Annotated in this window: 13 protein-coding genes; 7 read left to right on the plus strand and 6 right to left on the minus strand. The window is 56.4% G+C overall.

What is annotated here, in order from left to right; translation table 11 throughout:
• The first annotated feature begins 76 nt into the window (after positions 1-76).
• Complete coding sequence (locus GS611_RS06445) at positions 77-1,117, plus strand: AraC family transcriptional regulator (RefSeq protein WP_171633429.1); 1,041 nt, start codon at positions 77-79, stop codon at positions 1,115-1,117.
• Positions 1,118-1,278: 161 nt separating this feature from the next.
• On the opposite strand, the gene rpoD is transcribed toward GS611_RS06445, so the two are convergent.
• The 4 genes from rpoD to GS611_RS06465 all read right to left on the minus strand — a co-directional run bounded on the left by rpoD (position 1,279) and on the right by GS611_RS06465 (position 7,254).
• Complete coding sequence (rpoD, locus tag GS611_RS06450; RefSeq protein ID WP_171633431.1) at positions 1,279-3,267, minus strand: RNA polymerase sigma factor RpoD; 1,989 nt, start codon at positions 3,265-3,267, stop codon at positions 1,279-1,281.
• A 113-nt stretch (positions 3,268-3,380) separates the two neighbouring features.
• Entirely contained in the window at positions 3,381-5,327 is a 1,947-nt protein-coding gene (gene dnaG, locus GS611_RS06455; protein ID WP_171633434.1) for a DNA primase, read from the minus strand.
• A gap of 80 nt (positions 5,328-5,407) precedes the next feature.
• Positions 5,408-5,704, minus strand: coding sequence for a hypothetical protein (locus GS611_RS06460; protein ID WP_152457544.1), 297 nt, complete (start codon positions 5,702-5,704; stop codon positions 5,408-5,410).
• A gap of 119 nt (positions 5,705-5,823) precedes the next feature.
• Positions 5,824-7,254, minus strand: coding sequence for a Glu/Leu/Phe/Val dehydrogenase (locus GS611_RS06465; protein WP_171633437.1), 1,431 nt, complete (start codon positions 7,252-7,254; stop codon positions 5,824-5,826).
• A 335-nt stretch (positions 7,255-7,589) separates the two neighbouring features.
• Between GS611_RS06465 and GS611_RS06470 the strand changes: the two genes are divergently transcribed.
• Genes GS611_RS06470 through GS611_RS06480 form a run of 3 tightly spaced genes read left to right on the plus strand, consistent with a single transcriptional unit; the run spans position 7,590 to position 10,355 of the window.
• Positions 7,590-9,227 carry a TadE/TadG family type IV pilus assembly protein gene (locus tag GS611_RS06470; RefSeq protein ID WP_171633439.1) on the plus strand — a complete coding sequence of 546 codons (1,638 nt, stop codon included), beginning with the start codon at positions 7,590-7,592 and terminating at the stop codon, positions 9,225-9,227.
• Positions 9,224-9,754: a TadE/TadG family type IV pilus assembly protein gene (locus GS611_RS06475; protein ID WP_171633441.1), complete on the plus strand. Its 531-nt coding sequence runs from the start codon at positions 9,224-9,226 to the stop codon at positions 9,752-9,754. Before GS611_RS06470 ends, GS611_RS06475 begins: the two co-directional genes overlap by 4 nt.
• Before the next feature lie 4 nt (positions 9,755-9,758).
• A complete protein-coding gene (locus GS611_RS06480) occupies positions 9,759-10,355 on the plus strand; it encodes a TadE/TadG family type IV pilus assembly protein (protein ID WP_171633443.1) in 597 nt (198 codons plus the stop codon).
• Here the strand turns inward: GS611_RS06480 and GS611_RS06485 are convergent.
• Positions 10,317-10,796, minus strand: coding sequence for a hypothetical protein (locus tag GS611_RS06485; RefSeq protein WP_171633445.1), 480 nt, complete (start codon positions 10,794-10,796; stop codon positions 10,317-10,319). The genes GS611_RS06480 and GS611_RS06485 overlap by 39 nt on opposite strands.
• Positions 10,797-10,953: 157 nt before the next feature.
• Between GS611_RS06485 and GS611_RS06490 the strand changes: the two genes are divergently transcribed.
• Entirely contained in the window at positions 10,954-11,865 is a 912-nt protein-coding gene (locus GS611_RS06490) for a pirin family protein (RefSeq protein WP_171633448.1), read from the plus strand.
• A gap of 21 nt (positions 11,866-11,886) precedes the next feature.
• Here the strand turns inward: GS611_RS06490 and GS611_RS06495 are convergent, their stop codons facing one another.
• The gene (locus tag GS611_RS06495; RefSeq protein ID WP_171633449.1) at positions 11,887-12,474 is read right to left on the minus strand and encodes a TetR/AcrR family transcriptional regulator; all 588 of its coding nucleotides are present in this window, start codon (positions 12,472-12,474) and stop codon (positions 11,887-11,889) included.
• A gap of 102 nt (positions 12,475-12,576) precedes the next feature.
• On the opposite strand from GS611_RS06495, the gene GS611_RS06500 reads away from it, so the two are divergent.
• Positions 12,577-12,825, plus strand: a complete 249-nt coding sequence (locus GS611_RS06500) for a hypothetical protein (RefSeq protein WP_171170524.1) — start codon at positions 12,577-12,579, stop codon at positions 12,823-12,825.
• 127 nt (positions 12,826-12,952) lie between these two features.
• The gene (locus GS611_RS06505; protein ID WP_171633452.1) at positions 12,953-14,239 is read left to right on the plus strand and encodes a homoserine dehydrogenase; all 1,287 of its coding nucleotides are present in this window, start codon (positions 12,953-12,955) and stop codon (positions 14,237-14,239) included.
• Positions 14,240-14,275 lie beyond the last annotated feature (36 nt).

The following is a 14,275-nucleotide window of genomic DNA, read 5'->3' on the forward strand; positions in this document are numbered from 1 at the left end:
CCAAAAGCCAAAGTCAACAAAGGGATTTCCCTGATAAACTGTTAATGTATTTGAGAACGTAAGGTGTTGTACCACGATGGATGTAGATATCGACCGACTACATTTTTTGATCCAGGCGCTGGATCGCCACGCCGGCAACAGCGAAGTATCCCAGCGGGTATTGCAACAGACCGGGCTGTGTCAGCAGGATATCGCGCCCCCTGCCGCAGTCTACAGCGCACATAAAGAGGCCCTGGTCATCCGGCACGCCTGTGACGCCGTTGGTGACATCACATTTGCGGCGCGCACTGGGCTCGAGGTCACGTCGGCCTCGACCGTAACAGGGTATATCAGTAAATACTCACGCGATTTGAGGCAGGTGATGGAAAACCTGTCCCGTTTTCATGGCATCATCGATCCGGCCATCGGGCTCAGCTTTCGTGTTGCCGGCAACTTCGCGGCCCTTGAGGCCGATTGGAAAGACGCCAGCTTTGCCCGCTATCATCGGCGCACGGAATTCCTGTTGTTCGCTGCGCTGGCCAGGATGAGAAACCTCACGCAGGTGAAGTTGCACCCGATCGAGATGCGCTTTCAGCACAAAGTTGGAAGCCACGCCAAAACCTACGAAAAGCTGGCAGGCTGCCCGGTGGTTTTCAACGCTGAAAAAATCGAGATCATTCTGCCGCTATCTGCGCTGGAATTGAAAGTGCCGACCTATGATCCAAAGCTGCGTGAGCATTTGCTGGAATACGGTGAACGTCTGCTGGCCGAAAAACCACCCACCAAGCACAAGACCCGCGCCCGTGTCGAAGGTCTGATCACCCGATCCCTGCCCGGCGCAATCCTGCAAGCCGAAGATGCGGCGGCTGACCTAGGGATGAGCCTCAGAACCTTCAGTCGACGCCTCAAGGATGAAGGCACAAGCTATCGCGATATTGTGGACGATCTAAGATGTGATCTGGCCCAGACTTTCATCACAAATGGCATGACTCTGTCTGAAATCTCATACGCGCTGGGGTATGCCGATCAGGCTGCTTTTTCGACCGCCTTCAAACGGTGGACAGGTCAGCCGCCCAGCGCCTTCAAGACCCGAGTGGAACATCCCATTCGGACAGCTGGCCGGGGGTCATCAGCCTGAAAAACCTCGCCCCGGCCTGTCCCATGAGTGGACAAGACCGATATAGAAAGGCACACCACCACGGCCTTGTGCTATCGCGCCAACGTGATGCGAGAACCAGCCAATGTGAACAAAAAAAGGCGCCTCTGACGGGGCGCCTTTGTTCTGATAGATCTTTGTTCTTATTGATCCAGGAAAGACCGGAGTTTTCGTGAACGGCTGGGATGCTTCAGCTTCCGCAGCGCCTTGGCCTCGATCTGACGGATCCGTTCGCGGGTCACGCTGAACTGTTGGCCGACTTCTTCCAACGTATGGTCGGTGTTCATACCGATGCCAAAACGCATCCGCAGAACCCGTTCTTCGCGCGGGGTGAGCGAGGCCAGAACCCTTGTGGTGGTTTCCTTGAGGTTTTCCTGAATGGCGCTGTCCAGGGGCAGCACGGCATTCTTGTCCTCGATGAAATCGCCCAGTTGGCTGTCTTCCTCGTCGCCGATGGGTGTTTCCAGAGAAATCGGCTCTTTGGCGATCTTCATCACCTTGCGCACCTTCTCGAGCGGCATCTGCAGCTTTTCGGCCAGTTCTTCCGGCGTCGGCTCGCGGCCGATTTCATGCAGCATCTGACGGCCCGTGCGCACCAGCTTGTTGATCGTTTCGATCATGTGAACCGGAATACGGATCGTGCGGGCCTGATCCGCGATCGAGCGGGTGATCGCCTGGCGGATCCACCAGGTCGCATAGGTCGAGAACTTATAGCCACGACGGTATTCGAACTTGTCCACCGCCTTCATCAGGCCGATGTTGCCTTCCTGAATAAGATCAAGGAATTGCAGGCCACGGTTGGTGTACTTTTTGGCGATCGAGATCACCAGGCGCAGGTTGGCTTCGACCATTTCCTTCTTGGCCTGCCGCGCCTCTTTCTCGCCCTTCTGAACCTGCTGCACAATACGGCGGAATTCCGAGATATCCAGACCGACATACTGGCCGACCTGAGCCATGTCGTTGCGCAGCTCTTCGACCTTCGCGGTCGAGCGTTCGATGAACATCTGCCATCCCCGGCCCGGCTTTTCGGCCATCTCGGCCAGCCAGTTCGGATCCAGTTCACGGCCCCGATACGCTTCGATGAACTCACGGCGGTTGATGCGTGCCTGATCGGCCAGCTTGACCATCGCGCTGTCCAGAGACATGACGCGGCGGTTGATGCCATAAAGCTGGTCGATCAGCGCCTCGATCCGGTTGTTGTGCAGGTGAAGGCCATTCACCAGTTCGACGATCTCAGCCCGCAGTTTCTGATAGGTTTCTTCATCCTTTTCACTGAACGTACCGTCTTCGTTCAGCGTGGCCGAAATCCGGCTGTCCTGCATTTCAGACAGCATCGAGAAGTCGGTCGAGATACGCTCCAACGTGGTCAAGACCTGATCCTTCAGCGCCGCTTCCATCGCGGCCAGCGACATGTTGGCCTGATCGTCGTCATCGTCATCGTCATCGTTGTTCAGCGGGTTGCCATCCGCATCCAGCTCGGGGCCGGTATCCTTGGCTGGCTTGTTCGCCTGCACGGCCGAGGTATCGACGACCGGCTCTTCAACGTCACCGTCTTCGTCCAACTGGTTTCCGAACGTGGTTTCCAGATCAATGACGTCCCGCAAAAGAATGTCTTCGGACAACAATTCGTCATGCCAGATTGTGATCGCCTGAAAGGTCAGCGGGCTTTCACACAGGCCCGCAATCATCGTGTTGCGACCGGCTTCGATCCGCTTGGCGATTGCGATCTCACCCTCGCGGCTCAGCAGTTCGACCGACCCCATCTCACGCAGATACATGCGCACGGGGTCGTCGGTGCGATCCAGCTTTTCTGTACCGGAACCGGCCAGTGCAACCTCACGGTTGCTTTCCGCGGCAACCAGTTCGGTCGATCCTTTGTTCTCTTCTTCTTCGGCCTCTTCATCTTCGATGATGTTGATGCCCATCTCGGACAGCATCGACATTACGTCTTCGATCTGTTCCGAACTGACCTGATCAGGCGGCAAGACCTGATTGAGCTGGTCGTAGGTAATGTAACCTTTCTCGCGAGCCTCGGCGATCATCTTCTTGACGTTCGCTTGGCTCATGTCCAGCGAGATTTCCTGTTCCTGCTCGTCGGATTTGCGGTCTTCGTTCGTATCCTTGGCGGCCATTCAATGCTCCTGCAGGGATGGGTGATTCGTCTCAGCCGAATCATTAGCGCGTATAAGTGATTCGGCCACCCGTTTACCCGTTTTTCTTTTCCAGTGCCTTACGAAAACACCACTTATCGGCGTTTCCGCTCGAATTTGATGCCAGACATGATCGCCGCAAACGCGTCTTTCTCGTCACGATTGATTCGCGCCCCATTGTCAGCAATGTCGAAAACGGCCCTATCCTCGTTCTGGCTTCGACTCGTGCGGTTGCGCTCTTCGGCGGCTTGCGCCAGCCGGTAAGTCAGCGCCTCATCGGGCAGATCAGACAACTCTTCTGCCGCTTCGGCAATCTCGGCATCCAACCCCCGGAGCGCTTTGATCTTTGCGAGTTCCTCGGCCAATGTCATCTCGGCCTTTTCAACGTCGCCTGGCTTGGACACACAGGGGATGACTGCCACATGGCGAAGGGTCAGCAGGTTTTCAAGGGCGTCAGGCCCCATTGATGCGATAATGTGGTCTTTCAGGTTGTCCGGGTCATCAATTGCGTGACGTAGGACAGCATCGCGCAATGCCGCATAGTCAGGATTGTGACATTCCATTTCTTCCAACTGTTGCTCAAATTGGACAACAACCTTGGGATTCAGAATTGAGATCGCCAGAATAGCGGCTTCGCGCAGCTGGATATCCGCGTTTTCCGATGAGGCCAGAAACGAACTGCGCGCGCCCGGCGTCGCGGTCTGCTGCGGCTGCCATTTTCCCCGCGGTTGCCACGGACGGTTTTGAGGTTGTCGTCGCGGGCGGAACAGTTGCCAGCGCAGGTCTTTGATTTCCTGACCGTAATGCAAGCGGATCGAGGGATCTTGGATCAGCTTGATCTTGTCCCGCAGTGCCTTGTCCAGTGCTGCCTTGCGTTCCGGGCTGTCGAATACCTTTCCTTCGGTTTCGCGCTGCCACAACAGTTTGACCATCGGTATGGCCCCTTCCAGAACGGCCTGAACGGCGCCCGGGCCTTCTGTGCGCAACAGATCGTCCGGGTCCTTGCCTTCGGGCATCAAGGCAAAACGCAGGGATTTTCCGGCCTCCAGCAGCGGCAGTGCCAGATCAACCGCCCGCATGGCCGCCCGCAGACCCGCGGCATCCCCGTCTAGTGCAATGATCGGTTCATCCGCGATCCGCCAGAGCAGGTGCAACTGATGTTCAGTAATGGCCGTTCCCAAAGGTGCAACCGACGCGCTAAACCCCGCCCCGGCCAGCGCGATCACGTCCATATACCCTTCGGCAACGATCAGCGGCTGCCCTTTGCCCGCCGCCTGCCGCGCCGGACCTTGATTGTAAAGGCTGCGCCCCTTGTCGAACAACTCGGTCTCGGGCGAGTTAAGGTATTTCGCGTTGTCATTCGGATCCATCGCGCGGCCACCGAATGCAATGCAGCGCCCACGCGGATCCCGGATCGGGAACATGATCCGGTTGCGGAAGGTGTCATAGGGTTTTTTGCCTTTGTTTGAAGGCTTGGCCAGCCCGGCGCCAAAGATCAGTTCCTCTGGGATGCTCTTGCCGCGCAGGTGATCCCAAAGCGCCTGCCAACTGTCCGGCGCAAACCCGATCTCCCACCGATCCAGCGCGCTTTGATCCAAACCCCGGCGCGACAGGTAATCCCGTGCCTCTGCCCCCGCCGCTGTTTTCAGCTGCAAGCGGAAAAACTGCACCGCCTGTTCCATCACATCGGCAAGCTGACTGCGGCGATCCTGCTTTTCCTGTGCTTTCGGATCCCGCGCAGGCATCGGCATGCCAGCCTCTCGGGCGAGGATTTCAACCGCTTCGATGAACGAAACATTTTCCGTTTCTTTCACAAAGCTGATCGCGTCGCCCTTGGCGTGACAGCCGAAGCAGTAATAAAACCCCTTCTGATCATCGACATGGAATGAGGCCGTCTTTTCGTGATGAAACGGGCAAGGCGCCCACATGTCACCTTTGCCTTGATTGGATTTGCGCTGATCCCACATCACCTTGCGCCCGACGACCTGAGACAGGCTCAGGCGGGTGCGCAGTTCATCCAGAAATCCGGGGGGCAGTGACATATGTCAAACCTGACAGAAACAGGAACGCGCGCCAAGGGGATGGCGCGCGTTTGTCCACAGGGAAATGTCCGGGCTGTGGATTATTGCTGCAAACACAACTCAAGCCAAGCAGCGCCCAGATCCTTTTTGCGCACATCGCGCATCTTTTGTTCATAGACCCACGGCGTGATCAACGGAATCGCGGCATTGTAGTTCTCGGGCCATGTCGGGCCACTATCCGCCACGGCTTGCGCCACATCGCGTTCTTTCACGCGGTCCAGCCGCGCCTTTTGGATCGCGGCCACCACATCCGCCTGATATTTGCAGCTTTGTTCCTTAGTTTCCTGAGCGGCCAAAGGGGTGGCCAGTAGAGCCGCGACAATGGCTATACGCAACATGGAGGTCTCCGGGATTCGTTTCTCTGAGTGTCTACTATCCGTCAAACTAACGGGCCGCCATCGACATTCAAGCCGCAGCGCGAACCGGCGGGGCGAAATGATCACCCCGCCCGCCTGCTTTACAGCCCCTTGGCGCGATAGCTTTTGGCCACGCGGTCGATCGCCACGATATAGGCCGCAGTACGCAGGTCTTCGACATCGTCGCGGCTGTGCCACACTTCACGCATGGACTGGTAGGCGATCCGCATCGTGTCATCGAGGCCCGAGCGCACCAGTTCAAGCTCATCGGCACCCTTGAGGTATTTTGCTTTAAAGTCCGGAGACATCGACCACGCGTCACCCAGATACCTGTCCAGCCGCTCCAGTTCGCTGACGATCAGTTCATGTCGCGCCTCTTCCTGGCGGCGCTGCATCCGGCCGAAACGAATGTGGCTTAGATTCTTGACCCATTCAAAATAAGACACCGTCACACCACCCGCGTTGGCATACATATCCGGGATGATAACGGTGCCTTTCTTGCGAAGAATCTCATCCGCGCCAGCGGTGACCGGGCCATTCGCTGCCTCGATGATCAAAGGTGCCTTGATCCGCTCGGCGTTGGAAAGGTTGATGACACCCTCAAGGGCAGCCGGGATCAGAATGTCGCACTCAGCCTCCAGAACGCTTGCACCTTCCGCTGAATGAGTCGCGTCCGGATAATCCTTGACGCCGCCATGCTTGACGATCCACTGGCGGACGGCTTCGACGTCGATACCATCCGGGTTAAAAAGCGCTCCGTCCCATTCAATGATACCTACAACGCGTGAACCGTCTTCCTCGCTCAGAAACTTCGCGGCGTGATACCCCACGTTGCCGAGCCCCTGCACCACAACACGCTTGCCGTCCAGCTTGCCCGACAGGCCGGCCGTCTTGACGTCTTCGGGGTGACGGAAAAATTCACGCAGAGCGTATTGAATGCCGCGTCCGGTCGCTTCGACCCGCCCGGCGATGCCACCTGCGTTCAATGGCTTGCCGGTCACACAGGCCCGTGCATTGATGTCGGTGGTGTTCATCCGCGCGTATTGGTCCGCCATCCAGGCCATCTCGCGTTCGCCCGTTCCCATGTCGGGCGCCGGAACGTTCTGCGACGGGTTGATCAGATCCCGCTTGGCAAGTTCATAGGCAAAGCGGCGCGTGATCTGTTCCAGTTCGTGTTCTTCGTATTTCCGCGGATCAATGCAAAGACCGCCTTTCGATCCGCCAAAAGGCGTTTCGACGAGGGCGCATTTGTACGTCATCAACGCAGCCAGCGCTTCGACCTCATCCTGATTCACCGCAGTGGCATAGCGAATGCCGCCTTTGACCGGCTCCATATGTTCGGAATGGACAGACCTGTACCCGGTGAAGGTGTGGATCTCACCGCGCAGACGCACACCGAACCGAACTGTGTAGGTCGCGTTGCAAACCCGGATTTTCTGCTCCAGCCCCGGCGGCAGTTCCATCAGGGCGGCCGCCCTGTTGAACATCAGGTCAACACTCTGGCGAAAGCTTGGTTCTTGGATGCCGGTCATAAAATCCTCCGTACCGCTGGATGACGAAACGTCATGACGTTTTGTCGCACCACTCAAGTCTGGCTGCAATCAAACAATGCACTTTTTTTCATCACCTACCTAACACAGACTTAAGTTTCTGATGGTGAGTCGCCCAATCCGGTCAATCGCTTAACGGATTGTTTTCATTTCATCGACAGACCATGGGAAAACGTGAAAATTATACCCCCTGAGCGCCCAAAAAGGCCAAAACCAAGCCTTTTTCGCCCAATTCACGCCACGTTTGAAAATTAACTTTGTCCCAAATCTCTTTTTCTTTGACGCACGAATTCGACGTGTGAAGCGGAGTAACCAGAATGCTGAATTCCTTGCTTTGTAACGACGGCTCGAAACCGAAGCGCAAAACGTTCAAATTAGAGCAGTTCGCTCGCAACGAAGATGGCGCCTTCACTATTTTCGTATTGTTTATGGTGGTCTTGATGCTGGCGATTACCGGCATGGCCATGGATGTCATGAAATATGAACGCGACCGTGCCAGCCTGCAATCCACACTGGATCGCGCTGTGCTTGCCGCCGCGGACCTCGACCAGGACCTTCCCGCCAAGGCGGTCGTCGATTCTTACATGGACAAGGCCGGGCTGGGCAATTTGAACGCCATTACGACGGTTGTTGAAGGTTTCGGCTCCAAAAAAGTAAGTGCTACAGCCGAAGCCGTTGTTCCAACCCGCTATCTGAGGTTCGGCAAAGTCACCGAACTGGGTCTCGTTGCGACCAGTGCAGCTGAAGAATCCATTGGCGCCGTTGAAATCTCATTGATTCTCGACATCTCCGGCTCAATGTCGCGCTCGTCTGCCACACCATCGAAGACAAAAATCGCGGTTTTGAGAGAAGCTGCGTCAGAATTTGTCAGGCTCATGCTGGACAAACCGAACGAAACGCAGATTTCAATCTCGATTGTTCCTTACGCAACGCAGGTCAACGCAGGAGCATCGATTCTGGACAAGTTCACGAATGTCACCCAAGAACACAGCTATTCGCACTGCGTAAACTTCATTCCGGAACAGTACAGCGATTCTGATCTGGAACGCGATGACACGTTGGAGCGCACCGCCCATTTCGATCCTTTCACCTATTCTGAAGGGTCAATCGACCTGCCCGTTTGTCCGGTCCGCGCAGGAAGCGCAATCACCCCTGTCACCGACAATATGAACAAACTGCTTGCTCAGATTGCGTCCCTCACCCCCGGTGGGAACACGTCGATCGATATTGGGATGAAGTGGGGAACTGCCCTGCTGGACCCGAGCATGCGCGGAATTGTTCGCGACCTGTCGCTGGAACAGGATCCGTCCCATGCAGGTACAACAATTGTGCCATCAAAATTCTCGGTCCGTCCCTCGGACTATGGCACCGACGTTCTGAAGATCGCCATTGTTATGACCGATGGTCAGAACACCGATCAATACATGCTTAACCCATCGCTGCGCGAAGGTATGTCAGACGTCTGGTACAACCCGGAAGCTGATGAATACACCGTGTACCATTCTCAGGGTCGTCCGAATTTTTTCTGGCCTCAGCAAGATGTTTGGGCGGATCATCCCTACGGAAACCCGGAACCTGAGACGCAGCTGAACGAAGAACCTGGAACAGCCGTTAGGTTGTCATATCCTGAACTGTTTAACCGAGTATCTTTGGCATGGAACGCACGGTACAACTATTACTGGCAGTCCAGCGGTTGGGCGGAATGGTATTCAAAGGCCTACGCGAAAGTTGAAACGTCGGCCAAGAACCAGCGCACCAAGCATATTTGTGATGCGGCCAAAGACCAGGGTATCATTGTTTACGGCATCGCTTTCGAAGCGCCCAGAAGCGGGTACAGGACCCTCAAAGACTGTGCCAGCTCTGACAGCCACGTCTATGACGTAAGTGGCCTGAACCTTGAGAAAGCCTTTGAATCCATCGCATCGTCGATCCGCAAACTGAGGCTAACCCAATGATCAGCGGAAAGCTGTCGCAACTCCGTCTGTTTCGGCAATCCGAGGCAGGGAATGCGACAATCGAGTTCATCATGCTCGTACCCTTCTTCCTGGCGCTTCTCGTGGCAGGAGCCGAACTGTCCATCATCACAATGAAGCATGCTGCTTTGGAGCGTGGAGTTGACCTGATCGTAAGGGATATTCGGCTGGGTACGGGTACAAACTGGAATCACGACGTGATCAGGGATCGGATTTGCGAAGTGTCCGGAATCAAGGATTGTACAGGGAATTTGCGACTACAAATGGTCAAGCAGGACGCGTTCGCTGGTATCGTGCTTTCAGACAGCATCCCCTGCACGGACAGTTCCGAAGATCCCAAGCCGGTTTTGGATTTCAAAAGCGGCCAATCCAATGAGTTGATGATCCTGCGAGCCTGCCTGCGCATAGATCCGGTTCTTGAGACCTCAGCCATTGCCAAGCTTGTCCCGGACGCTACCGGCCACTATGCGGTGACCGCAACAACGGCATTCGTACAGGAGCCAGAGTAAGATCATGTCTGTACTCCAATATCTGAAAAATCGCGTCAAAGTCTTCAAGAAAGACGAAAGCGGCATACTGACCGTTGAAGCCCTCATGATTTTTCCATTGATGTTATGGACGATCACGTTCACGTTCACTGCATTCGAGGGGTTTCGTCAAAGCGCCTCCAATCTGAAGGCAGCTTATACGATCAGCGATCTGATTTCGCGTGAAACGCGGGCCGTGACCGATGTGTATATCGACTCGCTGCACGATTTGGCAGGCAAGATGGTCAACAACCGGTCAGATGTGAAGATGCGTATTTCTCTGATTATTTACGATGAGGACGATGATCGCCACTACGTTCGCTGGTCGACCGTACGCGGCTTTGATCAGGAATGGGATGACAACAGGATCGATGAAATCGAAGACCGCCTGCCACCGATGCCCAATCAGGACACCGTTATTCTAGTTGAAACGTCCAATGAATACATCCCCACGTTCAGACCGGGCTGGGATTTTGCGACAGGTATCACCTTTGAGAACTTCATCTTTACCCGTCCCCGCTTTACAAACGAAGTTGCTTGTAACTTAACTCAGACCCCGTTCGTCTGCACAAATAGCGGATAGAATTTCGGACATGAACTTGGCCTCGGCGGCAGATGTCATGCCGCCCACGCCAACCCGGCGACCGATCCGCCACCACAAGCCGGGGGCCCATTGGTTCGTATCTTTGAGCTTGGTGCGAACCAGAAAACCGTTTGACGGCTTGAACGCAAACACACCGCGATCCACCGATTCAATATCAGCCACCTTCGCGATCAATCGGCCTGACCCGGTACGCAACTCCGACTGTGTCAGTTCAATATGGTCCTGGGTCGCGTGCCATACACGATAGGCCAGCCAAAGCGACGCGCCCCCTACAGCAAAAAGAAATACTTGCCACGCCGGTTCGGGCGGCGATGCCAAAGCGACGTATGTGACCAGCATCCCAACCGTCGACAGCATCCCTACTCCGATCCACCGTCTGGGGGATGATGCCTGAATCGTTGCCACCACTTCGTCCTGCATGGATGTCTCCTTTCCGTTCCGCTTCGACTTAGCGATTTTCCGGGGGAAACAACAGGGCTTTGGTTGCGCAGCAAATTTGCACAGCTCCGGTTAATTGACGCTGATTGACCGCATTCACGCAGGGGTTACATGCTGATCAAACGAACCGGAGGCGAATATGTCCCTTAGACCCACACTTGAAACACGCAGGGCCACCCCGACGATGGAAGGGGCTGGCGTGAAACTTCACCGCGCATTCGGATTTCAGGACCCGTCCGAACTTGATCCATTCCTGCTGTTCGACGATTTCAGGAACGAACGCCCGCAGGACTATCAGGCCGGTTTTCCCTGGCATCCGCATCGCGGAATCGAGACGATCACCTATGTTCTGGCCGGATCGGTCGAGCACTCGGATTCGCTGGGCAACACCGGCACTTTGGGCGCGGGCGACGTGCAGTGGATGACGGCGGGGTCCGGAATCCTGCATCAGGAAATGCCGCAGGGAAACACCTCGGGGCAGATGCACGGGTTTCAGCTTTGGGGCAACCTGCCTTCGGATCAGAAGATGACTGCCCCGCGCTATCAGGATGTTCAAAGCAATGATATCCCCGAAGTCACTGATGACGACGGCACCACCGTTCGTGTGATTGTAGGAGAGTTCTGGGGCAAAACCGGCCCCGTGGATGGCATCGCGGCAGATCCACAATATCTGGACATCTCGGTTCCCGCGGGTGTGAAGAAGACCTTCCGCATCGACACTTACCGCCGAGCCTTTGCCTATGTCTTTCAAGGTCAGGCAGCCTTTGCAGATGCGTCACGCCCGTCCGGTGTGCTGTTGGAAAAAGAGGTCGCCGGGCAAGAGGTGAATATCCGGGATATGTCGGGCGACCGCACGCTTGTCCGTTTCGGGACGGGGGACGAAATCACCGTTCAGGCTGGCCCCGAAGGCGTGCGATTTCTGTTGATCTCGGGGGCTCCGATCAATGAGCCCGTCGCATGGCACGGGCCTATTGTGATGAACACGCGGGCCGAACTGGAACAAGCCTTTCGGGAGTTGCGTAACGGGACCTTCATTCGCCCTGCGCACTGACACAGTGACGGTCTGGCCCTGTCAGGCCGTTACTGCCTTATGCACCATGTTCCAATAAATCTGTTCGACCTCGTCCAGTGACAGTCGCCCTCCGGACCTGTACCAGGTCATCACACCGTTCAACATGGCAATCACCGCCAGCGTGGCGATCTTGGTGTCCGGTATCGCAAACTGACCAGCCTTCTGGCCAGAGTGAAGGATGTCTTCCAACGCGTTTTCATACTGACGCCGAAGATCTTCGATTTCGGCGAAGTTTTCGGGTGAGAGGTTGCGCAGTTCCATATAGGCGATGAACACCTCGTCCGGGCGTTGCAGGTGGAAACGTATGTGAAAACCGACAAATCGGCGCAACGCTTGCTGGCAGTCATCGCAGCGCTCCAGCGCGTTGAGCGCCGAAAGCAGATCCTGCATATGCTCTCGCATCAACCGATACAGCAAACTCTGCTTGTCCGGCGTGTAATTGTATAGCGCCCCCGCCTGAACGCCGACCTCTTTCGCGATCTGCCGCATCGAAACCGCCGCATAACCGTGGCGCGCAAACAGGTTCAGGGCCGCCTTTCGAATGCGCGGGCCTGTGATATCAGAGTGGGAGCCTTGAGTACGTGCCATCCGCCCACAGTATCTGAACAAATGTTCATATAGAACCCCGCTTGATCGGCGCCGGCAAAAGGTGCATCACGAAAGGACGAACGAAACCGAAAAGCGTGCCACATGAAACTGCTGCCTGTTCTGCCTATTATTCTTGTGTTTGCCGGGTGTTCAGACTTTCCCGAACTTGAAGGCAGTGAACCGGCCTCGGTCAAATCGGCCCCCTACCCGCGTCTTATTCCGGTGCAGGAAACGTTGGGGCCTTCGATTGATCCCGTCAGCCAGGCCGCAGAGGTGGAAGAAGACCTGACGCAGCGCAGCGAGGCGCTGGCGAAAAAGGCTCAGGCGTTGCAAAACGCGCAAACCAACTAAAGCGTGACATTTGACCTCGACAATCCCCCGGTGACGGATTGCACCCTTGGCCTGAACCCGATAAGGCAGCGCTGATCGGGCAGGCGTCCGAATTCAGACAAGTTTCGAGCGGAAAGGAACCCACGACATGACACAGGCACTGCGGCTGGGAATTGCGGGCTTGGGAACTGTCGGCGTGGGTGTCGTCAAAATTGTTCGCCGCCATGCAGATTTGCTGAAGGCGCGCACGGGCCGGTCGATTGAAATCGTGGCCGTATCGGCGCGGGATCCGAACAAGGACCGCGGTGTGAACCTGTCGGATTATGCCTGGGAAACCGACCCGGTTGCGCTGGCGAAACGTGACGATATCGATGTCTATGTCGAACTGATGGGCGGTGAAAACGGTCCGGCCAAGGCCTCGGTCGAAGCCGCGCTGGCCAGCGGCAAAGACGTCGTGACCGCCAACAAGGCATTGCTGGCCATTCACGGGCAGGAACTGGCCGAACAGGCCGAAGCTGCTGGCCGCGTCATCCGGTTTGAGGCCGCAGTCGCGGGCGGTATCCCCGTCATCAAATCCCTGACCGAGGGGCTGGCCGGAAACGAGATCACACGCGTGATGGGCGTGATGAACGGTACCTGCAACTACATTCTGACCCGGATGCAATCGCAGCGTCAGGGCTATAACGCCCTTTTCGATGAATGTGCAGAACTTGGGTATCTTGAGGCCGACCCCAATCTGGATGTCGGTGGCATCGACGCCGCGCACAAACTGGCTTTGCTGGCCTCGATCGCTTTTGGCACCAAGCCGAATTTTGACGGGATTGAGATCGAAGGCATTCAGCAAATCAGCCTCGACGATATCGACCAGGCCGAGGATATGGGCTTTCGCATCAAACTGCTGGGCGTGGCACAGCGCACCGCGCGCGGGCTGGAACAACGCATGCAGCCTTGCCTTGTGCCCAGCGACTCGCCCTTGGGGCAATTGGAAGGCGGCACCAACATGGTGGTGATCGAAGGCGACGCGGTTGAACAGGTTGTTCTGCGCGGCCCCGGTGCGGGTGAAGGCCCGACGGCCAGCGCCGTGATGGGCGACGTGTGCGATCTGGCACGCGGGCTGCAAATCCCGACCTTTGGCCGACCGGCCAAATCGCTTGAGGCTGCGGCGCCCGCCGTCACGGGCCTGCCAGCGCCTTATTATCTGCGGCTGGGTCTGCTGGATAAACCGGGCGCACTGGCCAAGGTTGCAGCCATTCTGGGCGATGCCGGTGTTTCCATAGACAGGATGCGCCAGTACGCCCATGCCGAAAGCACGGCGCCTGTGCTGATCGTTACCCACAAAACCACCCGCGCCGCGCTGGACGTTGCGCTGGACGGGTTCCTGGAAACGGATGTGGTTGCCGGTGCCCCCGTCGCGTTGCGGATTGAAGAGGTTTGAACTTGCGACCTGTATGAAACGCAAGCTATGCCGATA

The sequence above is a fragment of the Ruegeria sp. HKCCD6119 genome, from assembly GCF_013110585.1.
GTDB lineage: Bacteria > Pseudomonadota > Alphaproteobacteria > Rhodobacterales > Rhodobacteraceae > Ruegeria.

Bases quoted from the DNA above. Each gene is read 5' to 3' on its own strand.
- GS611_RS06505 (WP_171633452.1), top strand. From the start codon at position 12,953: ATGACACAGGCACTGCGGCTGGGAATTGCGGGCTTGGGAACTGTCGGC.
- GS611_RS06495 (WP_171633449.1), bottom strand. From the start codon at position 12,474: ATGGCACGTACTCAAGGCTCCCACTCTGATATCACAGGCCCGCGCATT.
- GS611_RS06480 (WP_171633443.1), top strand. From the start codon at position 9,759: ATGTCTGTACTCCAATATCTGAAAAATCGCGTCAAAGTCTTCAAGAAA.
- GS611_RS06475 (WP_171633441.1), top strand. From the start codon at position 9,224: ATGATCAGCGGAAAGCTGTCGCAACTCCGTCTGTTTCGGCAATCCGAG.
- dnaG (WP_171633434.1), bottom strand. From the start codon at position 5,327: ATGTCACTGCCCCCCGGATTTCTGGATGAACTGCGCACCCGCCTGAGC.
- GS611_RS06500 (WP_171170524.1), top strand. From the start codon at position 12,577: ATGAAACTGCTGCCTGTTCTGCCTATTATTCTTGTGTTTGCCGGGTGT.
- GS611_RS06470 (WP_171633439.1), top strand. From the start codon at position 7,590: ATGCTGAATTCCTTGCTTTGTAACGACGGCTCGAAACCGAAGCGCAAA.
- GS611_RS06465 (WP_171633437.1), bottom strand. From the start codon at position 7,254: ATGACCGGCATCCAAGAACCAAGCTTTCGCCAGAGTGTTGACCTGATG.
- rpoD (WP_171633431.1), bottom strand. From the start codon at position 3,267: ATGGCCGCCAAGGATACGAACGAAGACCGCAAATCCGACGAGCAGGAA.
- GS611_RS06485 (WP_171633445.1), bottom strand. From the start codon at position 10,796: ATGCAGGACGAAGTGGTGGCAACGATTCAGGCATCATCCCCCAGACGG.
- GS611_RS06445 (WP_171633429.1), top strand. From the start codon at position 77: ATGGATGTAGATATCGACCGACTACATTTTTTGATCCAGGCGCTGGAT.
- GS611_RS06460 (WP_152457544.1), bottom strand. From the start codon at position 5,704: ATGTTGCGTATAGCCATTGTCGCGGCTCTACTGGCCACCCCTTTGGCC.
- GS611_RS06490 (WP_171633448.1), top strand. From the start codon at position 10,954: ATGTCCCTTAGACCCACACTTGAAACACGCAGGGCCACCCCGACGATG.